General features: G+C 62.6%; 22 protein-coding genes. 14 read left to right on the forward strand and 8 right to left on the reverse strand.

The features are described from left to right. Positions 1 to 39: 39 nt before the first annotated feature. Together BLS41_RS09485 and BLS41_RS09490 are read right to left on the reverse strand one after the other, a co-directional pair. Positions 40 to 786, reverse strand: coding sequence for a glucose 1-dehydrogenase (locus tag BLS41_RS09485; RefSeq protein WP_074764070.1), 747 nt, complete (start codon positions 784 to 786; stop codon positions 40 to 42). A gap of 407 nt (positions 787 to 1,193) precedes the next feature. Continuing rightward, positions 1,194 to 1,943 (reverse strand): sulfite exporter TauE/SafE family protein, encoded by a 750-nt coding sequence (locus BLS41_RS09490; protein WP_074764071.1) that lies wholly within the window; start codon positions 1,941 to 1,943, stop codon positions 1,194 to 1,196. Between the two features lie 145 nt (positions 1,944 to 2,088). Between BLS41_RS09490 and BLS41_RS09495 the strand changes: the two genes are divergently transcribed. From BLS41_RS09495 to BLS41_RS09550, 12 genes are all read left to right on the forward strand, one after another. Continuing rightward, positions 2,089 to 2,973 carry a LysR family transcriptional regulator gene (locus tag BLS41_RS09495; protein WP_074764072.1) on the forward strand — a complete coding sequence of 295 codons (885 nt, stop codon included), beginning with the start codon at positions 2,089 to 2,091 and terminating at the stop codon, positions 2,971 to 2,973. A 558-nt stretch (positions 2,974 to 3,531) separates the two neighbouring features. Beyond that, the gene (locus tag BLS41_RS09500) at positions 3,532 to 4,977 is read left to right on the forward strand and encodes a methyl-accepting chemotaxis protein (protein ID WP_143026237.1); all 1,446 of its coding nucleotides are present in this window, start codon (positions 3,532 to 3,534) and stop codon (positions 4,975 to 4,977) included. A 141-nt stretch (positions 4,978 to 5,118) separates the two neighbouring features. After that, entirely contained in the window at positions 5,119 to 7,239 is a 2,121-nt protein-coding gene (locus tag BLS41_RS09505; protein WP_074764073.1) for a putative bifunctional diguanylate cyclase/phosphodiesterase, read from the forward strand. Positions 7,240 to 7,533: 294 nt separating this feature from the next. Next, a complete protein-coding gene (andR, locus tag BLS41_RS09510) occupies positions 7,534 to 8,517 on the forward strand; it encodes an anthranilate 1,2-dioxygenase regulatory protein AndR (RefSeq protein ID WP_074764074.1) in 984 nt (327 codons plus the stop codon). 220 nt (positions 8,518 to 8,737) lie between these two features. Continuing rightward, positions 8,738 to 9,688 (forward strand): PDR/VanB family oxidoreductase, encoded by a 951-nt coding sequence (locus BLS41_RS09515; protein ID WP_074764075.1) that lies wholly within the window; start codon positions 8,738 to 8,740, stop codon positions 9,686 to 9,688. A gap of 25 nt (positions 9,689 to 9,713) precedes the next feature. Continuing rightward, positions 9,714 to 11,039, forward strand: coding sequence for an aromatic ring-hydroxylating dioxygenase subunit alpha (locus tag BLS41_RS09520; protein WP_074764076.1), 1,326 nt, complete (start codon positions 9,714 to 9,716; stop codon positions 11,037 to 11,039). Further along, positions 11,039 to 11,572 (forward strand): aromatic-ring-hydroxylating dioxygenase subunit beta, encoded by a 534-nt coding sequence (locus BLS41_RS09525; protein WP_074764077.1) that lies wholly within the window; start codon positions 11,039 to 11,041, stop codon positions 11,570 to 11,572. The genes BLS41_RS09520 and BLS41_RS09525 overlap by 1 nt, the downstream gene beginning before the upstream one ends. Continuing rightward, the gene (locus BLS41_RS09530) at positions 11,572 to 12,201 is read left to right on the forward strand and encodes a cysteine hydrolase family protein (protein ID WP_074764078.1); all 630 of its coding nucleotides are present in this window, start codon (positions 11,572 to 11,574) and stop codon (positions 12,199 to 12,201) included. The genes BLS41_RS09525 and BLS41_RS09530 overlap by 1 nt, the downstream gene beginning before the upstream one ends. Beyond that, positions 12,198 to 13,022, forward strand: coding sequence for an SDR family oxidoreductase (locus BLS41_RS09535; protein ID WP_074764079.1), 825 nt, complete (start codon positions 12,198 to 12,200; stop codon positions 13,020 to 13,022). Before BLS41_RS09530 ends, BLS41_RS09535 begins: the two co-directional genes overlap by 4 nt. A 59-nt stretch (positions 13,023 to 13,081) precedes the next feature. Continuing rightward, positions 13,082 to 14,308 carry a dienelactone hydrolase family protein gene (locus tag BLS41_RS09540; protein WP_074764080.1) on the forward strand — a complete coding sequence of 409 codons (1,227 nt, stop codon included), beginning with the start codon at positions 13,082 to 13,084 and terminating at the stop codon, positions 14,306 to 14,308. A gap of 76 nt (positions 14,309 to 14,384) precedes the next feature. Beyond that, the gene (locus BLS41_RS09545) at positions 14,385 to 15,854 is read left to right on the forward strand and encodes an aldehyde dehydrogenase family protein (protein WP_216350608.1); all 1,470 of its coding nucleotides are present in this window, start codon (positions 14,385 to 14,387) and stop codon (positions 15,852 to 15,854) included. 545 nt (positions 15,855 to 16,399) lie between these two features. Further along, positions 16,400 to 17,731, forward strand: coding sequence for an MFS transporter (locus BLS41_RS09550; protein ID WP_074764081.1), 1,332 nt, complete (start codon positions 16,400 to 16,402; stop codon positions 17,729 to 17,731). 91 nt (positions 17,732 to 17,822) lie between these two features. Here the strand turns inward: BLS41_RS09550 and BLS41_RS09555 are convergent, their stop codons facing one another. The 3 genes from BLS41_RS09555 to BLS41_RS09565 all read right to left on the reverse strand — a co-directional run bounded on the left by BLS41_RS09555 (position 17,823) and on the right by BLS41_RS09565 (position 19,995). Next, positions 17,823 to 18,521 (reverse strand): helix-turn-helix domain-containing protein, encoded by a 699-nt coding sequence (locus tag BLS41_RS09555; protein WP_083379949.1) that lies wholly within the window; start codon positions 18,519 to 18,521, stop codon positions 17,823 to 17,825. A gap of 88 nt (positions 18,522 to 18,609) precedes the next feature. Next, positions 18,610 to 19,392, reverse strand: coding sequence for an aldolase (locus BLS41_RS09560; protein ID WP_074764082.1), 783 nt, complete (start codon positions 19,390 to 19,392; stop codon positions 18,610 to 18,612). Between the two features lie 81 nt (positions 19,393 to 19,473). Next, positions 19,474 to 19,995, reverse strand: coding sequence for a hypothetical protein (locus BLS41_RS09565; protein ID WP_074766429.1), 522 nt, complete (start codon positions 19,993 to 19,995; stop codon positions 19,474 to 19,476). 260 nt (positions 19,996 to 20,255) lie between these two features. On the opposite strand from BLS41_RS09565, the gene BLS41_RS09570 reads away from it, so the two are divergent. Beyond that, a complete protein-coding gene (locus BLS41_RS09570; protein ID WP_074764083.1) occupies positions 20,256 to 21,194 on the forward strand; it encodes a LysR family transcriptional regulator in 939 nt (312 codons plus the stop codon). A 63-nt stretch (positions 21,195 to 21,257) separates the two neighbouring features. On the opposite strand, the gene BLS41_RS09575 is transcribed toward BLS41_RS09570, so the two are convergent. The 3 genes from BLS41_RS09575 to BLS41_RS09585 all read right to left on the reverse strand — a co-directional run bounded on the left by BLS41_RS09575 (position 21,258) and on the right by BLS41_RS09585 (position 23,064). Further along, positions 21,258 to 21,647, reverse strand: a complete 390-nt coding sequence (locus tag BLS41_RS09575) for a copper resistance CopC family protein (RefSeq protein WP_074764084.1) — start codon at positions 21,645 to 21,647, stop codon at positions 21,258 to 21,260. Positions 21,648 to 21,662: 15 nt separating this feature from the next. Next, positions 21,663 to 22,553, reverse strand: coding sequence for a hypothetical protein (locus tag BLS41_RS09580; RefSeq protein WP_074764085.1), 891 nt, complete (start codon positions 22,551 to 22,553; stop codon positions 21,663 to 21,665). 106 nt (positions 22,554 to 22,659) lie between these two features. After that, a complete protein-coding gene (locus BLS41_RS09585; RefSeq protein WP_436971997.1) occupies positions 22,660 to 23,064 on the reverse strand; it encodes a DUF2946 domain-containing protein in 405 nt (134 codons plus the stop codon). Positions 23,065 to 23,265: 201 nt separating this feature from the next. Between BLS41_RS09585 and BLS41_RS09590 the strand changes: the two genes are divergently transcribed. Continuing rightward, positions 23,266 to 24,612, forward strand: a complete 1,347-nt coding sequence (locus BLS41_RS09590) for a TAXI family TRAP transporter solute-binding subunit (protein WP_074764087.1) — start codon at positions 23,266 to 23,268, stop codon at positions 24,610 to 24,612. Positions 24,613 to 24,616 lie beyond the last annotated feature (4 nt).

The raw sequence follows: 24,616 nt of genomic DNA on the forward strand, positions 1-24,616 counted from the left end.
GACAGAGGCCATCGGGACCGTCGCATTGCGCTAACTCTCTTAACGCGAGCCGCCGCTGGCAATCAGGCTTTCGCCGGTCAACCAGCGCGAGTCGTCGGAGGCGAGGAACACGGCGACATCGGCGATATCTTCAGGCTGACCGATACGGCCGAGCGGCGTCGTGTTGACGGCCCACGTTTCGAAATCCGAACCGATGATGCCTGCCGTATGCGTGCCTTCCGTCGCGACCATGCCGGGGTTCACCGAGTTCACGCGAATCTTGCGCGGACCGAGTTCCTTCGCCAGCACGCCGGTGATGCCGTCCACCGCGCCTTTGGTCGCCGTATAAACCGCGCTTCCCGGCGGCGTGATGCGGCTCACTACCGAACTCACGTTGACAATGCTGCCGCCTTCGCCGAGATGTTTCGCCGCTGCCTGCGTGGTCAGCAACAGACCCAGCACGTTCACGTTGAAGTGCTTATGGAAATGCTCTTCGGTGATTTCGTCGATCGTCGCGAATTCGTACACGCCCGAATTGTTCACGAGGATGTCGAGACGGCCATACGTTTCGACTGCCGAGTCGATGATGCCCTTCGCATCCGCCGCTTTCGACACATCGCCTGCGACGGCGATGGCCTTGCCGCCCGCTGCGGTGATCGCGTCGACCACGCTGTCCGCGCCCGCCTTGCTCGACGCGTAGTTCACCACCACCGACGCGCCCTGCGCCGCGAGTGCCTTCGCAATAGCCGCACCGATACCTTTCGATGCGCCGGTTACAACAGCAACCTTACCTGTGAGCTTGCTCATGATCGTGTCCTTTCAATGGGGTTTCGCGCCGGCGTGATATCGCGAAGATTCGCGGACTCACATCGATGAAGCGGGAAAAATGCAATGGCGCTGTCACTGGACACAATGTAGGCATCCCGGCCAACGGGATAAAGCGGCTGGAGGCGAATAGATACGTCGGTTCAGACGAACAATCAGAAATTGGGCGAACGCAGGCGAGGTGCGACTTGATGCAGAGGCGGCGTTTTCAGGCGTTTTCCAGCGTTTTTTTCACCACGCATGACGAATACCGAACTCCGTTCATTCAACGCTTACGTATCAGCGTAATCTGCGCTGCGACGCTGGCGAGCACCGCCAACGCGCCTAACGTATCGAGAATAATGGGCCACATGATTTCGCCCTCCTTATCCGGTTTCGTCGCCTTGTCGTTAAACGAATGCGCGCGCGATCAATTGAATGCCGAGCGCCAGCAGGCAGATAAAGAACCAGCGTCGAAATGTTTCCGCGCTGATGCGTCCGCGCACGCGCTGTCCGATAGCCATCCCCGCCAGCGCCGGAACGACCGCCAATAACGACGCGCGCAGATCGCCCACTGCGAATGCGTTTTCGCGGACGAGACCGATCGCGAGCGCAATCGTCGACACGGTGAACGACAGGCCGAGCGCCTGAACCAGATCCTCCTTCTTCAACGCGAGTCCCTGAAGATAAGGCACCGCCGGAACGACGAACACGCCCGTGCCACCAGTGACCACACCCGTCACCGTGCCGATGGCCGGCGACAGCCAGCGCTCATACCGCGCCGGAACCGAAAAGCGCCACGCCATCAACCCGGCGGCTGCGTAGAGCGTCAACGCCACACCAAGACCGACGACAGCCCACACGCCTCCCCCACCCGCGATGAACGACGCGGCAGCAATCGTTCCGACGACGATGCCGGCCATCATCGGCCAGAGCCGCCTGGTCAAAGCAAGCACGCCGGGCCCCGCGAACAGTTGCCACACGTTGGTGACGAACGACGGTAACAACAGCAACGCGGCCGCCTGCGCGGGCAGCATCAACGTGCCGAGAATGCCCATCGCGACGGTCGGCAAGCCCATGCCGGTCACGCCCTTGACGAAGCCGGCCACGACGAAGGTCACGACCACGATGCCGGTGCGCAGCACGAACGAAGAGATCATCGGAGAGGTGATGGATGGGGAAGATGGCTGGATTCTCGATCGCCCCGGCGCGCTCCACAATGCGTAAGATACTTACCGTGGCTTAGGCTGCGGCTAAGGCTGACCCAGGCATGGCCGCGTTCGCTTTCATTTACAACGGTTATACATGCGCTTCGATCTCATCGATCTCCGGCTGTTCCTGCATATTCTCGATACCGGCAGCATTACCCACGGCGCCTCGCGCGCGAACATGTCGCTGCCGTCCGCGAGCGCCCGGTTACGCGGCATGGAAGACGCGCTGGGCATGCCGCTGCTCGAACGCGGTCGGCGCGGTGTCGAGTCCACGCCGACCGGCGACACGCTCGCGCATCACGCACGGCTGGTGCTCGGGCAGATCGAGCGCATGCAGGGCGAGTTGGGCGAACATCAGGAGGGACGCAAGGCGTGCATCCGCCTGTGGACCAATACCGCGGCGATGACGGAGTTTTTGCCGTCCGCGATCGCGGTGTTTCTGCGCGATCACCCGAATGTGCAGATCGACATGAAGGAGCGGCAAAGCACGGAAACGGTCAAGGCGGTGCTTGGCGGCGCGGCCGAGATCGGCATCATTTCCGATGCGGTCGATCATGGCGCGCTGCACACATTGCCCTTTGCCGTCGACAAACTGGTGTTGATCACAAGCCGCGACGACGTGCTCGCGACGCGCCGTCGCGTGACGCTGTCCGAGGTGGTGGATCGGGAATTCATTGGTCTCGATACGGAAAGCGCATTGCAGACGTATCTGGGAGAACGGGCGCTGCTCGCCGGTCAGGCGTTGAGTTTTCGCACCCACGTGCGCACGTTCGACAGCGTCTGCTGCATGGTCGAACAGGGCGCGGGTGTGGCCATTGTCCCGGCCACGGCGGCGAAGCGGTATCGCGGCACCCTGGGCATTCGCGTCATCGAACTGACAGACAACTGGGCCACGCGGCAGTTGCTGATCTGCATGCGCGATCTGAACGGGATGGCGCGCGCGGAGAAAGCGCTCGTCAGGCATCTTTCAGGTTCATGACCGGCGGATAAGCCGACTTCTGCCGATGCAGTCGTCAAGCCGCAAGCAAAAGCGTAAGACCGGATTGCTCGCCGAATGTGCGCCGGGTTAAACCCCGCTTCCAAACCGGGGACATAAAAACTCAAGAGATTGATTTCAAACATAAAGAACGATTTATTACCCTTTCTCGCGTGACTCTTGAAAGGAAAAGTAATTTTTTGCCACACGCGATTAGAACCGATTCGCCCGATCCTGTATGGCGAGTACCTCCAAGTTAATCCAGTTACCGAGAAACTGAAGTCACGGTGAAACGGATTATCAGATCTCCCTGCTCTCGTCATTCGGGCAGAAAAATAATCGACAAATATCTATTAAGAATACTTTTACATGGTCGTTAACTGATTTGACCTGTGCCAGCTTCCCCGGGTTGCGCCGATCCGCAATATGCGAATTCGTCAGAACAACCGGGCAACAATCTGCAAACAACGGTTAATCCCGCTGTCATCGCGATCGGCAAGAACATTGCACCGGTTATCCGTCGGGTTTTGCCAACGGTTTGCCTGGAGAGAAATAGCAGCAATGAAAGTTCATGCAGATATCCTGCATCGCGATCTCGCTCTGATCACTGTTAATCGATCAGGCGATGTCGTCATGTATTACACCGCGCTTGCGTCCACATTAGTCGCACTGGCAATCGGCCAGTACTATGGCGATCTGCAGGTTGCGATCATTATCGGCGCTGTCGTTATCGCTGCCGCCAGCCTTGCGTTCTGTTTATTGCGAGGTTCATTCGCCGCACGCGCGGTATTGACTGTCTGCAACGTGTGTCTCGTTGCGCTGCACATCCAGCTGGGACGCGGCACAACCGAATTTCATTTCGGCGTATTCGTTCTTCTCGGGCTATTGCTCGTGTACCGGGACTGGCGGGTGCTCGTGCTGGCGGCCGCGCTCTTCGCTATCCATCATCTGGTGTTCGACCGGCTTCAGGCGCTCAGCTTCAACGTCTACTGCACCACGCAACCCAATATTCTGGTCGTGATCCTGCACGCAGGCTATGTGGTCGGGCAAACGGCCATCGAGGTCTACCTTGCGCGGAAGTTGAATCAGGCCGCGGTCGAAGCATCAGACTTGCTGTCCCTCGTACGGGCGGTCGATCAGGGCGAGTTGATCTGCCTCGACGTCGAGAATATCCACGTTGAGGCGCCGACCGCCCGCGCGTTGAAACGCGCCGTCCTGAATATCGGTGAAGCGATCCGCGAGGTCAGCGTGGCGACGTCGTCGATCGAGAATGCGTCGTCCGAAATCGTGATCGGCAACAACTATCTGAGCCAGAGAACTTCGGAACAGGCGAACAGCCTTCAGCAGACAGCGGAATCGATGGAGCGCCTCACAGGCTCCGTCACCGACACGGCCCAGACGGCGGAGCAGGCGTCTCTGGTGGCACGTTCGGCCTCGTCTGCGGCGCTCGACGGCGGCAAGGCCGTCGGCCGGGTGGTGGCGACGATGAACGAGATTTCGCAGTCGTCGGAACGGATCGGCGTGATCAGTTCGGTGGTCGACAGTATCGCGTTCCAGACCAACATCCTCGCGCTCAATGCGGCGGTCGAGGCAGCGCGCGCCAAAGATCAGGGCCGGGGCTTCAGCGTCGTCGCCGCCGAGGTGCGCATGCTCGCCCAACGCTCGGCGACCGCCGCGAAAGAAATCAAGGACCTGATCGACGACAGCCGCAAGCGGGTGGACGTGGGCGTCGACCTCGTTCACGAAACCGGCGGCAGCATCGAAGAACTCGTACACCAGGCGAGCCGCGTGAGCGAACTGATCGGCACGATTTCCGTGGCGAGCGAGCAGCAGACCTCGGGCATCACCCAGGTCAGCGTGGCCATGAATCAACTCGACAACGTCACGCAGCAGAATGCGGCGCTGGTCGAGCAAAGTGCGGCGGCGACCGAAAGCCTGAAGGATCAGGCGACACGGCTGAAAGAAGTCGTCGGCAGTTTTGTTCTCGCGCAGCGCAGGACCGCGTGAGCCGCCGGTAATGGGTATCGGCGAATCGTCGCGCCGGGACCGGCGTTCGGTCCTGGTCAGGCGGTTCATGTTCGAGGTCGAGGGCGCCGGGCGGCAGTGACCGTCAATTCGCGTCGATACAAGCAAGCAAGGAATGATTGAATGCTGTCCGGCACATACAACCCGTTACTCGTTCTCTGGTCGCTACTGGTAGCGATCCTCGCGTCTTACACAGCGCTCGACATGGCTGGGCGCATCACCACGGCTACGGGGCGGGCCGCTCACTGGTGGCTCGCGGGCGGAGCGTGCTCGATGGGGCTGGGCATCTGGTCAATGCATTTCGTGGCCATGCTGGCTTTCCGCCTGCCCGTTCCGCTTGGCTACGATCCCGAGATCACCGGGCTGTCGCTGCTACTCGCCATCGCGTCCTCGACGCTGGCCTTATGGCTCGTCTCGCAGAAGACCTTGCCGTGGTCGCGTCTGTTCGTCGGCGCGTTGCTGATGGGGTCGGCCATCGCCGGCATGCACTACACCGGTATGGCGGCCATGCACATGACGCCCGCGATTCAATACAAGCCGGGACTCTTCGCGCTTTCGATTGCCATTGCCATCGGGGCGTCGGGAGCCGCGCTCTGGATTGCCTACCGCTTGCGCCGCGAAGGTTCGCGGGTGTGGTCGTTGCGGGCGGGCGCGGCGGTCGTGATGGGCTTTACGATCGCGGGCATGCATTACACCGGCATGGCCGCCGCGCGCTTTCCGTACGGCAGCATCTGCGGCGCGGCGCGAACCGGCGTCAGCACCGGCTGGCTGGCCGTGGTCGTCATTATCATCACGCTGGCCGTGCTGGCGATCGCGCTCATCATCTCGGTTCTGGATTTGCGGCTGGAGGCGCGCACCTCGGTTCTCGCGAGTTCACTCGCCAAGGCAAACCAGGAGCTGACCTACCTGGCGCTGCACGACAGCCTGACCAAACTGCCGAACCGCCTGATGCTCGAAGACCGTTTGAGTCAGGCCATCCAGGCATCCGATCGCAGTAGCGGCAGCTTCGCTCTGTTGTTCATGGACCTGGACGGCTTCAAGGCGGTGAACGACGCGTTCGGACATCATGCGGGCGACCTGCTGCTGCTCGAGGTGGCGCGCCGCATCGGCGCTCAGGTCCGCAGGCAGGACACCGTCGCGCGGCTGGGCGGCGACGAATTCGTCGTGCTGGCCGGCATCGACGAACCCGCGGACGCGGCCACGCTGGCGGAAGCATTGATGACGGTAATTCGCGAGCCGATCCATACCGACGAACACGAGTTGTGCGTGTCGATGAGCATCGGCATCGCGATCTATCCGGGCAACGGCGCGCAGCAACACGATCTGATGAGCAACGCGGATGCGGCCATGTATCACGCAAAAGCACTGGGACGCGACGCCTACTGCTTTTTCGAGACATCGATGAACGCCAACGTTCACGAACAGTTGCAGATCGTGCAGGATCTGCGGCTCGCCCTGACGCGCGGACAACTGATCCTCCACTACCAGCCCAAGTTCGACGCGCCCAATGGACCGCTCGTCGGCGCAGAGGCACTGCTGCGCTGGGAGCACCCGACGCGCGGACTGATCCCGCCCGATCAGTTCATTCCGCTCGCGGAGAAAAGCGGGCTGATCGTGCCCATCGGCGAGTGGGTGCTCAACGAGGCGTGCCGGCAGATGCGCGCGTGGCACGACGCCGGCAACACCAACTGGACGGTGGCCGTGAATCTTTCGCCGCTGCAGTTCAATCACGCGCATCTCGTCGAAACGGTCAGGCAAACGCTGCTGCGCCATTCGCTCGAACCCGCCTGCCTGACGCTGGAAATTACCGAAACGACCGCGATGCATAACGTCGAGGCGAGTCTCGCGATCCTGATGCAACTCCATGCAATGGGCGTGCGTATTTCCATCGACGATTTCGGTACCGGCTATTCGAGCCTGCTGTATCTGAAACGGCTGCCCGCGAGCGAACTCAAGATCGACCGCGGGTTTATCCGCGACATGGCCCGCGACAGCGAGGACGCGGCGATCGTCTCGGCGATCGTGGCGCTCGGCCGGACCCTGAAGCTCAATATCGTCGCGGAAGGCGTCGAGACGCCGATGCAGCAAACCTTTCTGACCAGCCTGGGCTGCGATACGCTGCAAGGCTTTCTGCTCGGACGCCCGATGCCGGCCGAGCAGTTCGTCGAGGCGGCATCCCAGTTGAAATCGCCGCCCTTGCTGGATGAGCCCTCGTCGCTCGCCGAGGAAGGCAGCGCGGACTGAGCGTCGGCGGTCACAGTCCGTAGCGCCGTGGCCGCTGCCGCGCGGGGCGGATCTTCCGCCTCGCCTGTCACGCGTCGAACGACGCACGTTATGCACGTCATGCACGTCATGCACGTCATGCACGTCATGCACATAGGCACATCAGGCATGCCCCACGCATGCAATCCGGCAAACTCCCGTTTTTTGACGCGGATAAACAGGGTAAGGTGACCGTCATCATCGGGACCCGTGTGCGAAGGACCGTCATTTTGCACATGCCTCGCTCCCCACAACCTGTTGACGAGTGCCCATCTGATGCTGCCCGTTTCCCTGCAGATCGAGCCGACGGCCCTGCGCAAATACCGCTATTTCGAATCCACGGACGTCGACGACACGCGTCAGCGCATTGCGGCCGTGCTGCAACCGCATCGGCTGATGCCGGGTCCGGCGCGGCCCGGCCACTCGGCGTACATGAACTACGCGCGGCTCGAAAACCTGGCCTTCGGCTCGCTCGGCTACGCGGGCGCGATGAGCGTCGAGGCGGGCGAACTGGGCGACTACTACCTCGTGATCCTGACGCTGAGTGGCTATGCGGACGTGTCGGTCGGTTCGCGGCGGCTGATCGCCGCGCAATCGCAGGGCGTGGTGGTCGGGCCGTCGACGCGCTTCGGGGGCACCTTTTCCGGCGATTGCGAACAGTTTTTCGTCCGCATCGACAAGCAGGCGATGCTCGCGCATTCCGGTTTCGAGCATCTGCAGATGGAGCCGACCATCGATCTGGCGCGCCCCGAACTCGCGCCGTGGCTCGCGCAATTGCGGCTGCTGGCCGGGTCGCCTGAGACGGTTTCATTGGCGCAGCGCGACCGCCGTGTTGCAGTTGAAATCGAGCGGCTGCTGGTGATGCTTCTGCTGGCCGGGCAACCGCATCACAGTCAGGAACGGACGCAGACATCGGTGCTGCTGCCGCGTACCGTTCGGCGCGCCGAGGCGTACATCGGCGAACATGCGTGCGAGCCGCTGACGCTGTCCGATATCGCCAATGCCGCAGGTGTGCCGGTGCGCACGCTGCTGCACAGTTTCCGCCGCTTTCGCGATGTCAGCCCGATGCAACTGGTGCGCGAGGCGCGTATCGAACGTGCCCGCGACAGGCTGATGCGTGCCGGCGACGCCGACCGCGTAGCCGATATCGCACTGAGTTGCGGCTTCGTGAATCTCGGCCGCTTCGCAAGCGTGTATCGGGAGAAATTCGGCGAAGCGCCGTCCGACACGTTGCGCAACGCGCAGCAGCGCGGCGTTTAGGCCGCCGTCCTGATTCCCGGTTGGCGATCGCGACGCGCGTTCGCGCGCATCGCCGCTTTATTTCCCCCTGTTACGCCCCCCTCCTTCCCGCATTCGCCTCCTCCCGCGCGATAAAGCTGCGCATTCTGGACATTCGCTGCGATCAACGGCTATAGACCGCCAATGCGCTGCCCTACAGTCGTCTGGATCGACCCCGCAATGCAATCGAAGGAGTTCCAGGATGACAACGCTGCGCATGCGCGTTGCGCGTATCGACGCGCTGACGCCGACGATACGGCGCCTGCTGCTGGTCGCCGCCGACGGCGCACCGCTTCCCGCCTTCAGCGCAGGCGCGCATATCGGCCTGCATGTGCCGATCGACGGACGCACGCAGCGCCGTGCGTACTCGCTCGTCAACGCGCCCGCTCACACGGACCACTACGAAATCGCCGTGCAACTGGAAGCCACGAGCAGCGGCGGTTCGCGCTGGGTGCATGAACTGGAACCAGGCGCGGAACTGGAGATCGGCGTACCGCGCAACGACTTTCCACTCGACCCGGCCACTCAGGATGCGCTGCTGATCGCCGGCGGCATCGGCATCACGCCGATCCTTGCCATGGCACGCGCGCTGGATGCCGCCGGGACCGCCTATGCGCTCCACTACGCCGCCCGCGAAGCCGCGACCATGGCCTACCGCGACGACGTGCTCGCAATGCCCACCGCGACCTGCTGGCTCGACGGCGGCGATCCACGCAACGGCATGCCGCTCGCGACGACGATCGGTGCGCCGCAAGCCGGGCGTCATCTGTATGTTTGCGGGCCGCGTCCGCTGATCGACGCGGTGCTGGCTCAAGCGGACGCGCTCGGCTGGCCCGCTGCGCAAGTTCACAGCGAACTCTTCACCGCCAATCAGGACAGCACCGGGGACACCGCCTTCGAAGTCGTGCTGAAAGCCAGCAACCTTAGCTTGAACGTAGCCGCAGGAAAAACCGTGCTCGACGCGATGATCGACGCCGGACTCGATCCGCTATTCGACTGCCGGCGTGGCGACTGCGGTGTCTGCACGACCCAGGTGATCGACGGCACGCCGGATCACCGCGATATCTGTCTGTCGGAGCAGGACCGCGAACGCGGCGACTTCTGCCCGTGCGTGTCACGCGCGACATCGTCGCGGCTCGTGCTCGACCTGTAAACCTCTCCCCATTCAAGGAAGCCGAATGAGCCTCAGCAACGAGACCCTCGCGAGCCTGGTGCGCCCGGACAGCGTGCATAAACGCGTCTACACCGACCCGCAGATTTTCGAGCTTGAAATGCAGCGTATTTATGGTCAGGCGTGGATCTACGTCGGCCATGAAAGCCAGGTGAAGAATCCCGGCGACTATCACACCACGCTCCTCGGCGATCAGGACGTCGTCATGGTGCGCGCGGGCGACGGACAGATTCACGTCGTCTACAACCGCTGTCCGCACAAAGGTGCGAAAGTCGTCGCCGACGGCGACGGCTCGACCGGCAAGTTCTTTCGCTGTCCGTATCACGCGTGGACCTTCAGGCTCGACGGCACGCACCTGTCGGCGCCGCTGAAAAACGGCCTGCAAAACACCTGCTTCGATCCGAAGCATCCGGATTTTTCGATGCGCAAGGTGGCGCGCGTCGGCGTGTATCGCGGCTTCGTGTTCGCGAGCCAGTCGAAAAAAGGACCGGAGCTGGCCGAGTTCCTGAACGGCGTCGCGTCGTCGATCGACAACCTGTGCGACCGCTCGCCGGTCGGCGAAGTCGAAGTGGCGGGCGGTGTGTTCCGCGTGCTGCAACGCTCGAACTGGAAGGTGTTTTACGAGAACCTCCACGACACGATGCATGCGCCGGTCACGCACGAATCGTCGGTGGTGTCCGCGCGTTCGCAGGCCGAGGCGCAAGGCTCACTGCCCTTCGAACTGTTGATCATGGAAGGCAACGGCGAGCCGTACGAGTTCTGGGAAAAGCTCGAACTGCGCGCGTATGAAAACGGCCACGGCTACATGGAAGGCATTTTCGATCCGGCCGCCGCCGAACGCGATCCGGTCTCGAGCGCGCATTTCGCGGCGCTGACCGAAGCGTATGGCGAAACCCGCGCACGCGACATTCTCGGCATGAACCGGCATAACACGGTGATCTACGGCAGCGGATCGCCGCATACCGTGTTCCAGCAGTTTCGCGTGATCCGTCCACTCGCGGTGGACCGGACCCTGGTCGAAATCCAGATATTCAAACTCAAGGGCGCGCCCGACTCGGTATTCGAACGCGCAATGACCTACGCGAACGTGATCAATTCGCCGTCGTCGAACGTGATGCCCGACGACGTCGAAGTGTATGCGCGTTGCCAGCAGGGCAACCAGACCAACGGCGGCGACTGGATCAGCATGCACCGCTATGCAGGCACCGATCGCGCGGTCGAGAACGGCATGGTGTCGATCAACGGCACCAGCGAGTTGCCCATGCGCAATCAGTTTGTCGCGTGGAAGCGCTTCATGCTCAACGAGATCGCCGGAAACCAGGGAGCTGCATGATGTTGTTCGACACGACTTTCGACCTCTCTACCCAGGTTGCGAATCCAGTTCGCGTGACTGATACGTTGCGCGTTGATGTCGAGCAGTTTCTGTTTCGCGAAGCGCGTTTGCTCGACACGCGCGCCTTCGACGCGTGGCTCGATCTCTGGACCGCCGACGGTATGTACTGGATGCCGCATGATCCAGAGCAGACCAATGCACGCGACCACATTTCGCTGTTCTGGGAAGACGCGACATTGCGCGAAGTACGCGTGCGCCGCATCACGAATCCGCGCAACTGGTCGCAACAACCGGTCACGCGCACCGCTCGCGTGATCGGCAACGTGATGATCGACGGCACCGACCAAGCCGGTCGGCTGATCGTCCATTCCACGTTCAGTCTGACCGAATGGCGCAACGGCCAGCGTCAGCTCGCCGGACTCACGACGCACAAACTCGTCGCCCAGGACAACGGCGGCTGGCAGATCTACCTGAAGCGCGTGGACCTGATCAATGCCGCCGACGCCTTCGCGAATCTGGAAGTGTTCGTCTGATGACGGCGATTTCCACGCCCCCGTTGCAGCGCACCGCCGTGCTCGCGCTGCACTATCAGAACGACGTGCTGCATCCGGACGGCAGGATTCGCGTCGGCCTCGCGGCGGCGGACCCGGCGCGCGAACGTGTCATCGATGCGGCGAAGAAGCTGCTCGACGGCGCGCGACGCATGCACCTGCCGCTGATTCACGTGCGCATCGCATTTCGTCCGGACTATGCCGACCTCGTGCAGAACTGCTGGATTTTCCGCAAGACCGCGGAACTCGGCGCGGTGCAGGAAGGCACATGGGGCGCGTCGTTTTACGACGGACTCGGCCCCGATGAAACCCGCGCGAACGAGTTCGTGATCCGGCATCGGCGGACCAGCGCTTTTATCGGCACGCCGCTCGAACAGTTGCTGCTGAAACTCGGCGTGCGTCACCTGATCGTGGCGGGCGTGGCGACGCATTCGGTCGTCGAAATGACGGTGCGTCATGCCGTCGATCTCGGCTATGAAGCAACGGTCGCCGCCGATGCCTGCGCGGCGGCCGATACGCGAACTCACGAAGCGTCGCTCGACAGCATGCGTCTGCTGGCGGAAATCGGCAGCGTCGACACGGCGCTCGCGCGACGGGAGGACCCCGCATGAACGCGCCCGCTTCCACCCGATTGCATGGCCGGCTGGCCGGTAAAGTCGCGATTGTCAGCGGCAGCACGCAAGGGCTCGGCGCCGACATCGCGCGCGGGCTCGTCGCGGCGGGCGCCTCGGTAACGATCCTCGGACTCGACGCACCCACGGGCCGGGCCGTCGCCGATTCGCTCGGCGACGCCGCCTGTTTCATCGAGACCGATATCACCGACGACGCGCAGATCGACCGCGCAATCGACGTGACGTTGCGCCGTTTCGGACGGCTCGACTTTCTGGTCAATAACGCTTGCACGTATGCCGATTCCGGCCTCGCGTCGACGCGCGAGCAATGGACGCATCTGCTGAATGTGAACCTGGTGTCCGCCGCGATCTTCGCGCAGAAGGCCGCGCCGCATCTGTCGCGCGGCGGCGTGATCGTCAATCTGGGCAGCACCGGCGGCAAGTTCGGCGCGGCGGGACGCGCGCTGTATCCGGCGTCGAAAGCGGCGTTGCAGCAGTTCACGCGCAATCTCGCGGTAACGCTCGCGCCCGACGGCATTCGGGCGGTCACGGTGTCGCCTGCATGGACCTGGTCGCCGTCGCTCGAACAACTCGCGCACGGCTCGATCGATACCGCCGACAAGGTCGGCGAGGCACTGCATCCACTCGGGCGCGTCGGGCGTGGACACGAAATCGCGCAGGTGGTCGCATTCCTCTGCTCGGCCGACGCGTCGTGGATTACCGGCGTCGATATTCCGGTCGACGGTGGTTTTTCGATTCTCGGACCCGACCAGGGCGTGTCGCCGCGCGACTGGTTCGCGCGTCTTCAGCCTGCCGATTGACACGGCATCACACACACGTTTCGTCCCATTCAGAAAGAACGTCCCCGAAGGAGACACCCATGTCGCAGCAGATCAAGATCACGTCGAACGGCTCGCAGTTCGATGCCTGGCTCGCGTTGCCGGATACGGGCAGCGGTCCGGTCATCGTGCTGCTGCAGGAGATTTTCGGCATCAATGCCGAGATGCGTGAAGTCGCGGACCTGTACGCGAGCGAAGGCTATGTCGTGCTTGCGCCGGATCTGTTCCACCAGTTCGAGCCGAACATCGAACTTGGCTATAGCGAAGCCGATCACGCGAAAGCATTCGATTACTACAAGCGCTTCGACGTTGCGCGCGCCATTGGCGATATTCGCGCGACGGTGCAATTTGCGCGCTCGATGCCGGAATCGACCGGTGCGGTGGGCGCGCTCGGCTTCTGCCTCGGCGGCAAGCTTGCGTATCTGGCGGCGGCGCAATGCGGTGTCGATTGCGCGGTCGGCTATTACGGCGTCGGCATTCAGGATGCACTCGATCTCGCGGCAGAGATCACCTGTCCGCTCGCGTTGCACTTCGGCGAAACCGATCCGATGAATCCGCCTGCGGCCGTTGCGGCAATCAAGGCGGCGCTCGGCGACAAGCCGAACGTCAAACTCCACGTCTATCCCGAAGCCGGCCACGCGTTCAACCGTAGCGGCCCGACCTTCGTCAAGAGCGCCGCGATGCCCGCGCATACGCGCAGTCTCGACGTATTCCGCAAGACGTTGGGGCCGGACTACGACCTGAGCGCGATCGCCGATCATCACTTCTACCTCGAATTCGCCGCGCGCGATCCCGAAGCGACGATGCAGACGATGGTGCCGCAACCGTACGTCAACCACGTGCCGACGATGACCGGTGGCACCGGTTATACCGAACTCAAGCGCTTTTACGCGAACCATTTCATCCACAACAATCCCGCCGACACGAAGATGGTGCCGATCTCGCGCGTGGTCGGCGTGGACCGGATGGTCGACGAATTCATCCTGTGTTTCACGCACGATCGCGAAATCGACTGGCTGTTGCCCGGCGTCGCGCCGACCGGCCGCTACGTCGAAATTCCGATGCTCGTGGTGGTCGGTTTTCGCGGACCGAAGCTCTACAACGAGCACATCTACTGGGATCAGGCGAGCGTGCTCGTGCAGATCGGACTGCTCGATCCGGCTGGATTGCCGGTGTCCGGCGCCGAAGCGGCGCGCAAGCTGATGAACGAAAAACTGCCGTCGAACACGCTGATGGCGCGCTGGAAAGACAGCGCGCCTGTCGAATAGATCCGGGGCTTGCGCGCCGCCTTCTTTTAGCTCTTCCGCACGTCAACCGCTGTTTCCTCTCTGGAGCCGCATCATCATGACAACCGATACCGCCGCGCGCGTGATCCGCGAAGGCAAACTGTTTATCGACGGGCAATGGGTCGCCGGGTCCGACGGCCAGACGCGGCCCGACTACAACCCGGCAACCGGCGAGCAGTTTGCAAACGTGCATCAGGCGACCCGCGCCGACGCAATGCGCGCGGTCGATGCCGCGCATCGGGCGAAAGACATGTGGGCGAACATGGTCGTGTCGAAGCGCGCGGATATTCTGCTGGCCTGCGCCGATGCGCTGGCCGCCATGGCCGACGACGTGCGCGACGTGCTGATCGAAGAGTCCGGTTCGACCTATCCGAAAGCGATGTTCGAAGTGATGAGCGGCATCGACCTGCTGCGCAGCGCGGCGGGCGATGCACGGCATGTGTTCGGCGAGACGCTGCCGCATAGCATGCAGGGACAACTCGGCTTCACGCTGCGCCGTCCGCTTGGCGTGATCGCCGGAATCGCGCCATTCAACGCACCGTTCTGGCTGGCGATGAAAAAGGTCGTGCTCGCGCTCGCGGCGGGCAATACGTTCGTGCTGAAGCCATCTGAAGAAACGCCGGTGACGGGCCTGAAAATCGCCGAACTGTTCGAGCGCGGCGGCTTGCCGCCCGGCGTGCTGAACGTGGTGCCCGGTCCCGCCGATGAAGTCGGCGACGTGCTGCTCACCGATCCGCGCGTGCGGATGCTGACGTTCACGGGTTCGACGCGTGTGGGCCGACACCTGGCGGTCGAAGCGGCGAAGCAGATGAAAAAGGTCACGCTGGAACTGGGCGGCAAGAATCCACTGATCGTGTTGCGCGACGCCGACCTCGACTACGCAGTGCGCGCCGCCTGCTTCGGCATCTTCTTTCATCAGGGCCAGGTGTGCATGGCGAATTCGCGGATCGTTGTCGAAGCACCGGTGTACGACGCGTTCGCGGAAGCCTTCGTCGCGCGGGCGAAGACGTATCAGGTCGGCGATCCGCGCGATCCGAATACGGTCATCGGACCGCTGATCCGCCGCTCGCAATGCGGCGTGATCGACGCGCAGGTGGAAGACGCCGTGTCGAAAGGCGCGCGCCTGCTGATGGGCGGCACGCATCGCGAGAACTTCTACGATCCCACCGTTCTCGCCGATGTCACGTCCGCGATGACGATCTACGACGACGAGAGTTTCGGCCCGGTCACCTCGCTGATTCGCGTGGCCGACTCCGAGGAGGCGTTGCACGTCGCCAACGATACGTCGTACGGATTGTCGGCGGGCGTGATCACCAACGATCTGCAGAAAGCGTTCGATCTCGCGTTGCGGATCGAAGCCGGCATGGTTCATATCAACGACACGACGGTGTCCGATGAACCGCATGTGCCGTTTGGCGGCACGAAAATGAGCGGCAGCGGCCGTGAAGGCGGCCGTTATTCGATGGAGGAAATGACCGAGCTGAAGTGGGTCACGGTGCAGATGGGGCAGCGGGTGTTTCCGTTTTGAGGGTTTGTCTCGTTCTGATTCTGACGTGAACTGAAGATAACGATCTGTTGTCGGGGTGCGGGTATGCCGCCGCACCCTTTTATCGGACCCTCTTCGCCTGAAGACCAGAACGCTGCGGAGCAGCGTTTTCGGTGAATACGATCGACCTGACGGTTAGTTGCATTTCAATCGTTATCTGAAACTGCGTGCCGGTCCTGTCCACGAACCATAATCGACGCCCTCCACGATAGTGGAATTTATGTCACGCACTGGTGCGATGAAACGTGACGGTGCATCGCTGCACAAAAACGCGCCCTCGAAGTCTTTCAAACCACACCGCATCCCTGCTCCACCGCTCGTCCTCGCCGCGTCCCAAACGCAGCAACCCCGTCTTTTTTCTCCTCCACGAGAAGCTGACAAATCCCCCGCCAACCCCATTCGTACGGCTTTCACCCTCCCTCACCACCTTCCTTTTCGCCGGGAACATAACCACGGCCCCTCTCAAATGGCATGGACGTTGCTCTACTTTAAGAGAATCGCCTCTACCATCGTTACAGGGAGCCACCATGAGTCAAATCACGGCCGACGCGCCGCCGGCAGTCGCAACACCCGCGTCGCAGCATCTCCATCACGAACGACGGCGCGTGCTGATCGCCAGCGTGATCGGATCGATCTTCGAGTGGTACGACTTCGTCGTGTACGCGATTGCCTCCGCGCTGGTCTTCAACAAGCTGTTCTTTCCAGCGGCCAATCCGCTGGTCGGCACGATCGCGGCATTCGGCACCTATGCGGTCGGCTATGTCGCGCGACCGCTGGGCGGCATCGTGTTCGGCCACTTCGGCGACCGGCTCGGACGCAAGGCGATGCTGTCGTTGACGCTCGCGATCATGGGCGTCGGCACGTTTCTGATCGGCTGTCTGCCGACGTATGCGCAGATCGGCTTGTGGGCGCCCGCGCTGCTGATCGTGCTGCGCTTCACGCAGGGTCTCGGGATCGGCGGCGAATGGGGCGGCTCGATCCTGATGGCCGTCGAACACGCGCCGCCGAATCGGCGCGGACTGTTCGGCAGTCTGGTGCAACTCGGCTATCCGGTCGGCGTGATCGTCTCCACCGGCGTGTTTTCGATGATGGCGTGGCTACCGCAAGCGGACTTCCTGTCGTGGGGCTGGCGTCTGCCCTTTCTGATCAGCATCCTGTTCGCGGTGGCGGGAATCGTGATCCGCCTTCGTGTCGCCGAAAGCCCCGCGTTCGAACGCGTCGCCCAACCGGAAAAGCTCGCCAAGGTGCCGTTCTTCGAGATTCTCGCCAACCACCGCCGGACCTTCCTGGTGGCAGTCGGCCTGAAAATTTCGGAGATCGCGTGGGTCAGCGTCGCGACCATCGTGACCATCAGCTACGTGACGGTTCATCTGGGCCTGCCGAAGAGCGTGATTCTGAACGGCCTGCTCTGGGCGGCCGCGCTCGAACTCGTGACGATTCCGTTGTTCGGCTGGCTATCCGATCTGTACGGACGACGCACCATGTTCTTCACCGGCTGCGTATTTTCGATCGTGTTCGCGTTTCCGCTGTTCCATCTGCTAGATAGCCGCGATCCCACCACGATTGCACTGACCATCGCGATCGCGGTCAGCCTCGGACAAGGGATCATGTTCGGCCCGGAAGCAGCATGGGTGTCGGAACTGTTCCCGACGCGTCTGCGCTACAGCGGCGCATCGCTCGGCTTCCAGCTGGGCGGCGCGATATCCGGCGGATTGACGCCGCTCGTCGCTACGTTGCTGATGAACTGGGCGGGCGGCGCGACGTGGCCGGTATCGATCCTGCTGATCGGCACGGCGTGCATCACGTTGCTCGCTGCGTGGCACGCGCCTGAAACCGCGCATGAGCCGTTGCGGAACTGAGTGGCCGCGCCTTTCTGATCTACGTTGGAACCGTATCCGGCCACGAGTTCTCCCGTGTGCCGGATACCGCTCTTTGCATCGCCGAGACGCTTCAGCTACGAACCGGATTGATGATGATCAGATACTTGCAGACGCTGCGTCCGGTGTTTTCGAAACGATGCGGCGCGTCGGCGCGGTAGTACAGCGAATCCGTCGCATTGAGCACGGTGCGGGTATCGCCGATCGTCACAATAAGCGAGCCCGACAACACGTACACGTATTCCTCGACCGGCAACGTATGCGCCACCAGCGGCCCCGTATCCGATTTCGACGGCATTTCCGCCATCACGAAATCGAGGCCGCGGCCTGGCAGGATCGGCGAAAGGACGCGCCGCGAGAAACCCGTATCGGGATCGACCAGCACCGTTTGCTGGTCGTGCCGCATCACGACGACATCGTGCTGACGCACTTCCTGACCGAGCAGGCGGGCGACCGTCGTGTCGAGTGCATCGACGAGTTTGGAGAGAATCGACGTTGAAGGTGAAGACTGAGCGCGTTCGATCTTCGAGATCATCGCGCGGCTGACGCCGGACGCGCTGGCCAGATCGTCGAGCGACATGCTTTTGAGCTTGCGCTGACGGCGCAATTCGTCGCCGAGCGCGGCATTGGTCGCGTGAGTTGCGGGGGTCGCTGCTGCGGCGCTGTCTGCCGCAACCGGAGCATTGTCGTGGTCGACGGGGACAGTATCGTCCTGCGCCGTCTGACTGGTTGAACTGGCAGGATGCCGCGCGCCGGTTTTGCTTTTTATCACAGTCGAATTCGCGTTCGTTTGAATCCCGTGATTTTATAGCGTTACGCGCGCGCGGCATTGAATCACATCATGAGATTACGCCATGACCTCACGCCGCGAGGCAATCCGGGTGATTGCGTTGAGCACGCCGGGCGTAGTACGCGAAGGTCACCATGTCGCGTTTGATCGTGGAGACCCAGTCGTGCGCTTCGACCGCCAGCATCTGAGGCAAGGGCTTGATGGTGCCCGCCGCCATGGCCAGCAATTGCAGGCGCGCCGCCCGTTCCATCAACAGCGCGAGCATGCAGGCTTCCTCGATGGTTTTACCGACCACCAGTTGACCGTGATGCGCGAGCAGGATCGCGCGTTTGTCGCCGAGCGCCGCCGAAATGATCTCGCCTTCTTCGTTGCCGACCGGCACGCCAGGCCATTTTTCGAGGAACGCGCAATCGTCGAACAGCGGACTGGTGTCCATATGCGACACCGCGAGCGGCACTTCGAGCATCGACAAGGCCGAGATGTACGGCGGATGCGTATGGATGATGCAGTTGATCTCGGGCCGCGCCCGGTAGATCCACGTATGAAAACGGTTAGCAGGGTTCGGAATGCCCTCGCCGGACACCACCTGCAAGTCTTCGTCCACTTTGATCAGGTTGGACGGCGCAATCTCGTCGAAGCCGAGGCCGAGCCGCTGCGTGTAGAACGTGCCCGCTTCGGCGCGGGAGGTGATCTGCCCGGCAAGACCCGAATCATGACCGCCGTCGAACAGAATGCGGCAGGTCAGCGCCAGTTTTTCGGACACACTCCAGTTGCCTTCGCGCACGTCGGCGTCGAGCCTGCGCTCGGCCAGTTCGATCAGGTCCTTCTTGGACATCTCAAGCGTTTCTGCCATGACATCGACCCCTTTATGAAATCCACCTTCAGTAGAATTAACTCTACTTTAGGAGATAAATAAAACGGTGTAAAGCAGCGCTCACCCCTTGTGGAGCGATCCGTAGTGTTGCGCTGTCCGGGAGCGCGAGCGCAGCAGCAGATAGAAGGCGGCGCCGTGCGTCAGCATCAGCAGCGGCACGTAGATGATCACGATCGCGTACATCGCGCCCAACTCTCCCGCGCGCGCCGGCAGATCGGCCTGGATCGCGTGGTAGTAGTCGAGCATCAGTTCGCCTGCGCCGACCACATTGAACGCGACGACGAACAGCCAGAAGATGCGCGGCATCCGTGCGGTGAGGAGCGCCAGCAGCGCCAGAACGCCGGTTGCGAAATCGCCGTATGCGGCGGGCCCGGCGAAACTGCCCGGCAGATGCGCGCCGACCACGCCCGGCAGAACGAATACCAGCCCGAAGAACCGGAAGCTGTGCAAAGTGGCGATGGCGCGATGCGCTTCGAACGGATCCATCGATTTGAGCCTGGGCCAGATGTACGTGCGCAGGCAGAGCAGCCACGCGAGGTATCCCAGAACGAGATGCGATAGAAAGATAAGTTCGGGTGGCATGCTGGCTCCTGTCGCGGGATAGATGCGGTGCATCGGGGGCAGTTGGCGCGATGTCAGGCGCATCAGGCTGATCCGGCACATCGGTCGGGCCTCTCGGTTGGGCGTATCACGCACATCCATCGCTCACCGCAAGTTTTGTCCGTGAGTTTCCTCACCGGTCTTAACGGCCTTGCGAGCCTGCCTGGCGCGACTCTCCGGCTACAGGCATAGGTGTACCATGGCCTCTCGCGACCGACTATTCATCACAATGTTGACGGGCTATGAAGCAGAACTTCACAGTCAGGCAAGGCGCGCTCGACGGCGTGGAAGTGTTCCTCAGCGTGGCCCGGCATCGCAGCTTCCGACAAGCCGCCGCAGAACTCGGCGTGACGCCGTCGGCGGTCAGTCAAACGGTGCGTGTCCTCGAAGCGCGCATCGGCGCCACGCTCTTCATACGGACCACACGCAGCGTCGGCCTGACCGAAGCGGGCGAACGGTTTCTGGCGCACGCAAAACCGGCGTTCGACGAGCTGGTCGCCGCCAGCGAGGTGGCGCGCGGATTCGGTCAGCGGCCCACCGGCCTGTTGCGTCTTTCGGTGCCGCGTGCGGTGGTGCCGATCCTGCTGGAACCGCTGATCGCCTCGTTTTGCGCCGCTTATCCCGAAGTCGAAGTGGAGATCGCCGCCAGCAAGGAACTGATCGATCTTGCCGCGCAAGGATTTGACGCCGGAATCCGGCTCGGCCAGTTCGTCGACGCCGATATGGTCGCGATCCCGTTGACGCCGCCGCTTCGTCTGATCGTCGTGGGCAGTCCGGCTTATCTGGCGGCACGCGGTCTGCCGGCTCACACCGACGAACTTCGCCAGCACGCGTGCCTGCGATGGCGGCGATCCGGCGGCGCGCTCGCGCTATGGTCGTTCAACGACCAGGGCCGCACGATCGAGATCGCCGTAGCGGGCCCGCTGATCGCCAATGACTTTCCCACGATGCTCGGTGCGGCGATCGAAGGCATGGGTCTCGCCCAACTACCCGAACCGCTGGCCGCCGAAGGATTGCGGGCGAGGAAACTGATGCAGGTGCTGGAACCGTTCGCACCCGTGATTCCGGGGGTGTTTCTCTACTATCCGGACCGGCGGCAGATGATGCCGAAGCTGCGCGCATTCATCGATCATGTGAAAAGCCGAGCGGCGGCTGACGGCAAGGCCGCCGATACGCAATGAGCCAACTCGCCGCGCCGTCGCCCTGAACACGGCGAGCGGCGCGGCGCATCTCCGCATCCCGTGTTACTTCACGTTGAACGAATAGTCGCCATGCGTGCGATGCCCGTCCGACGCAACCGCCACCCAGTGCACCTGATAACGGCCCGCTGCCAGCGTCGGCAAGGGCACCGTGATCAACGCCGCCTCGTGATCATCGACTGAGGATTTCGCGGTGTTCACCTGCTTGCCGCTGGCATCGGTGACGGTCAGCGAACTGAAGGCCGGTTCCAGCGGCCCGTCGAACATCACGCGAACCTGAGCGGGCGACGTGACCGTCGACCCCGCACCGGGCTCCTGCTTCTGCGGAAACACATGCGCGCAGGCAGCACCCGCCAGCGCGAGTCCCGCCAGCAGCGTCGTCAGTTTCGCGATGCCACGCAAACCGGCATCGTTCGAAAAATGCTTCGTTTTCATCGTCTCTCTCCTCGTTCACTGGAATAGCGGTTTGCCGATCGTCGTCGGCGCGATGTCGTCGAGGAAGATATGCGCCTGCACCAGGATGCCCACGTGCGACCCGCTCGCGCGATTGACCGGAATCTGCGCCTCGACGCCGAACTGCCCGTAACGGTTCATCCAGATAAAGCCGGGATTGACCGTGCCGGTGGTCTGCCCCTGGCTTCTCGACAACGGAATTTCGACCAGCGGAATCAGGCTCGCGAGCGGCTGCGGCAACCCGACGTCGTGCACATGCTGCTGCAGATACGGCAGGCTGTACTGCACCGTCACGCCGTAGTTGAACGCGTTCGGCTGACCTGCGCCGGTGGTGAGCGCCGGACCGGCCTCGGCGGTGATCGCGACCGGCCGCAGGTACGCGAGCGAATCCGGCAGATCGCCCATGCCCTTGCCGGCATAGACAGTCGGCGAAATCGTCGAGAAATTATCGGCAATCGCACGGCTGCCAGTGCCGCCGAGTTCGGCATCCACACCGATCGACGTCATGAATTCGTGCGCATCGTTGACATACAGCAGGTACTTCAGCCCGACGCCGAAGTTGTCGAATCCGCGGGCCCGCGGATTGTTCTGCATCGGATAAGTGCCGTCGATGGATACCGCGAGGCGCGGCGTGATCAGCTTGTCGTATTCGACGTCGAAGGTGTTGATGCTCTGATCGCCGTCGTCGCCGGGTACACGCTGATGGCCGTACTCGAAGTTGGCTTCGTCGCCGACACCGGGGTCGTCGACGGACATCGTCGACGGAAAGACGCGGTCGCCCGCAATCGCGTGGGCATTCGCCAGCGACGGCGCGCATAGCGCGATACCGGCCGCAACGAGCGATGCCGCGCGCAGCGTGCGAGCGCAGCGGACTGATTGTTTCTGCATGGTTCATCCTGTTTCATGGGTCGTGACAACGACGGCGCGCACGCCCGAACGGACGTGCGGCGGCAGCCGCGCTGCGCATGGGCGCAACGGGCGACGAGGACTCGAATCAGGCGATGAACGGAGGTGCGCGAGGCTGCGCGAAGGTAAGCGGTTCGACGCGGCGGACGCTCTTGAAGCGTGTTGCGACGACGTGCTGGCGAGTGCGCACGGCGGCGACGAAGAGCGTCTCGACGCCGGGCATGACCGGCAGGTGAGCGAGCAGGCTGCAATAGCCGCAGGCGTCGCCATCGGACATTTGCGTGTGCTTGGTGGCGGAGTCGCTGGTTGGGGTGGAGGCTTGAGGGGCGTCGTCGGTGGCGTCGCGCATGGACGACATCGAGCCCATCTGCGGCATGGCGTGCATCGATTGCATGGAATCCATCGACACCATGTCGCAATGCTCATCCGCCATCGCCCCTCGATCTGCGCGAGCGGCGAGCGTTTGCGAAATCGTCGGAGCGAGCGTGGCCATCAGGATCGCGAGCAATCCCAGCCAACTGCCGATGTTCCGATAAAAACGACTCAAGATGCGCCCGGCAAGACGATTAGAAGCGGATTAAAGCCGATTAGAAGCTGTCGCGGATTATGCCACGGTCAATAGAGCAAACTGCCGACGGCAAAGCCGCCCCGGACGATGGACAATGCATCATTCAGGCCCCGGCACGGAGTGCCCATGAAAGCGCAGCGCCCGCATCCCCCGCACTTTCCCAGCGACCACCATGCCGAATGGCGCGACCATACGATGCCCTACGTCATCGTCGCCGTGCTGATCCTGCTGGCGATCACGCTGGTCATCTGGGTGGTCGATCCGGCGCCGCCCAAGACCATCACGATCAGCGCAGGTCCGCGCGACAGTTCGTTCTTCGTCGCCGCCAGTCAGTACAAGAAGATTCTCGCGCGCAACGGCGTAAAGCTGAACGTGCTGGAATCGGACGGCTCGGTGCAGAATCTGCAACGTCTGCTGGACCCGAAACAGCGTGTCGATCTTGCGCTCGTGCAAGGCGGCGTCGCTGACGGAATCGATACGTCGTCGCTGATGTCGCTCGGCAGCGTGTTCTATATCCCCGTGGTGGTGTTTTATCGCGGCGCAGGGCTGACGCAGCTTTCACAACTGGAAGGCAAACGGATCGCGATAGGCCGCGAAGGCAGCGGCACGCGCCTGCTCGCGCTCAAGTTGCTGGAGGCGAACGGCATCGGACCGGGCGGCAGCACCGTGCTGGTGCCAACCGATGGTTTGCAGGCCGCCACGCAACTGGTGTCGGGCGAGGTCGACGCGGCGATTCTGAATGGCGACTCGGCAACCCGCCCGCTCATGTTGCGGCTGCTCAAGGTGCCCGGCGTTTCCGTGATGAATTTCGAAGAAGCGAGCGCGTACGCGCGCCTGTTCCCCTACCTTGCGGACATCAGCCTGCCGGCCGGCGTGCTGGATCTGAAGTACAGGATTCCGCCTGAAACGGTGCATCTGATCAGCCCGACTGCCGAACTCGTCGCGCGGACCAACCTGCACCCGGCCATCTCCGATCTGCTGATCGAAGCCGCGCAGGAAGTGCACGGCATGCCGGGCTTATTGCAGCATGCGGGGGAATTTCCGAATCCGGTGGCGCGCGAATATCAGATCAGCGAGGATGCACAGCGTTATTACAGGACCGGTAAAAGTTTTCTGTACCGGACGCTGCCGTTCTGGCTGGCGAGTATCGGCGACCGCACGCTGGTTCTGCTGCTGCCGATGGCGGTGCTGCTGTTTCCGACCATGCGCCTGATTCCGGCGCTCTACCGGTGGCGGGTGCGTTCGCGCATCTATCGATATTACGGGTCGCTGATTGCGATCGAGCGCGGCGCGCTGGCCGATCCGAGCGACGATGAACGCAAGCACTTATTCGCGGAACTGGATCAGATCGAAGCGTCGCTGAACCGGCTGCGTATGCCGTTGGCATATGCCGATGCGTTTTACGTGCTGCGCGAGCATGTGGGTTTTGTGCGCGGCCGGTTGACGGCCGCGGCGCAGGTGAGCCATCCCTAGGCGG

Source organism: Paraburkholderia fungorum (assembly GCF_900099835.1).
Taxonomy (GTDB): domain Bacteria; phylum Pseudomonadota; class Gammaproteobacteria; order Burkholderiales; family Burkholderiaceae; genus Paraburkholderia; species Paraburkholderia fungorum_A.

What these genes read in the sequence shown, in the direction of transcription:
- BLS41_RS09485 (WP_074764070.1), bottom strand. Translation starts at nt 786, where the DNA reads ATGAGCAAGCTCACAGGTAAGGTTGCTGTTGTAACCGGCGCATCGAAA.
- BLS41_RS09490 (WP_074764071.1), bottom strand. Translation starts at nt 1,943, where the DNA reads ATGATCTCTTCGTTCGTGCTGCGCACCGGCATCGTGGTCGTGACCTTC.
- BLS41_RS09495 (WP_074764072.1), top strand. Translation starts at nt 2,089, where the DNA reads ATGCGCTTCGATCTCATCGATCTCCGGCTGTTCCTGCATATTCTCGAT.
- BLS41_RS09500 (WP_143026237.1), top strand. Translation starts at nt 3,532, where the DNA reads ATGAAAGTTCATGCAGATATCCTGCATCGCGATCTCGCTCTGATCACT.
- BLS41_RS09505 (WP_074764073.1), top strand. Translation starts at nt 5,119, where the DNA reads ATGCTGTCCGGCACATACAACCCGTTACTCGTTCTCTGGTCGCTACTG.
- andR (WP_074764074.1), top strand. Translation starts at nt 7,534, where the DNA reads ATGCTGCCCGTTTCCCTGCAGATCGAGCCGACGGCCCTGCGCAAATAC.
- BLS41_RS09515 (WP_074764075.1), top strand. Translation starts at nt 8,738, where the DNA reads ATGACAACGCTGCGCATGCGCGTTGCGCGTATCGACGCGCTGACGCCG.
- BLS41_RS09520 (WP_074764076.1), top strand. Translation starts at nt 9,714, where the DNA reads ATGAGCCTCAGCAACGAGACCCTCGCGAGCCTGGTGCGCCCGGACAGC.
- BLS41_RS09525 (WP_074764077.1), top strand. Translation starts at nt 11,039, where the DNA reads ATGTTGTTCGACACGACTTTCGACCTCTCTACCCAGGTTGCGAATCCA.
- BLS41_RS09530 (WP_074764078.1), top strand. Translation starts at nt 11,572, where the DNA reads ATGACGGCGATTTCCACGCCCCCGTTGCAGCGCACCGCCGTGCTCGCG.
- BLS41_RS09535 (WP_074764079.1), top strand. Translation starts at nt 12,198, where the DNA reads ATGAACGCGCCCGCTTCCACCCGATTGCATGGCCGGCTGGCCGGTAAA.
- BLS41_RS09540 (WP_074764080.1), top strand. Translation starts at nt 13,082, where the DNA reads ATGTCGCAGCAGATCAAGATCACGTCGAACGGCTCGCAGTTCGATGCC.
- BLS41_RS09545 (WP_216350608.1), top strand. Translation starts at nt 14,385, where the DNA reads ATGACAACCGATACCGCCGCGCGCGTGATCCGCGAAGGCAAACTGTTT.
- BLS41_RS09550 (WP_074764081.1), top strand. Translation starts at nt 16,400, where the DNA reads ATGAGTCAAATCACGGCCGACGCGCCGCCGGCAGTCGCAACACCCGCG.
- BLS41_RS09560 (WP_074764082.1), bottom strand. Translation starts at nt 19,392, where the DNA reads ATGGCAGAAACGCTTGAGATGTCCAAGAAGGACCTGATCGAACTGGCC.
- BLS41_RS09565 (WP_074766429.1), bottom strand. Translation starts at nt 19,995, where the DNA reads ATGCCACCCGAACTTATCTTTCTATCGCATCTCGTTCTGGGATACCTC.
- BLS41_RS09570 (WP_074764083.1), top strand. Translation starts at nt 20,256, where the DNA reads ATGAAGCAGAACTTCACAGTCAGGCAAGGCGCGCTCGACGGCGTGGAA.
- BLS41_RS09575 (WP_074764084.1), bottom strand. Translation starts at nt 21,647, where the DNA reads ATGAAAACGAAGCATTTTTCGAACGATGCCGGTTTGCGTGGCATCGCG.
- BLS41_RS09580 (WP_074764085.1), bottom strand. Translation starts at nt 22,553, where the DNA reads ATGCAGAAACAATCAGTCCGCTGCGCTCGCACGCTGCGCGCGGCATCG.
- BLS41_RS09585 (WP_436971997.1), bottom strand. Translation starts at nt 23,064, where the DNA reads ATGGCCACGCTCGCTCCGACGATTTCGCAAACGCTCGCCGCTCGCGCA.
- BLS41_RS09590 (WP_074764087.1), top strand. Translation starts at nt 23,266, where the DNA reads ATGAAAGCGCAGCGCCCGCATCCCCCGCACTTTCCCAGCGACCACCAT.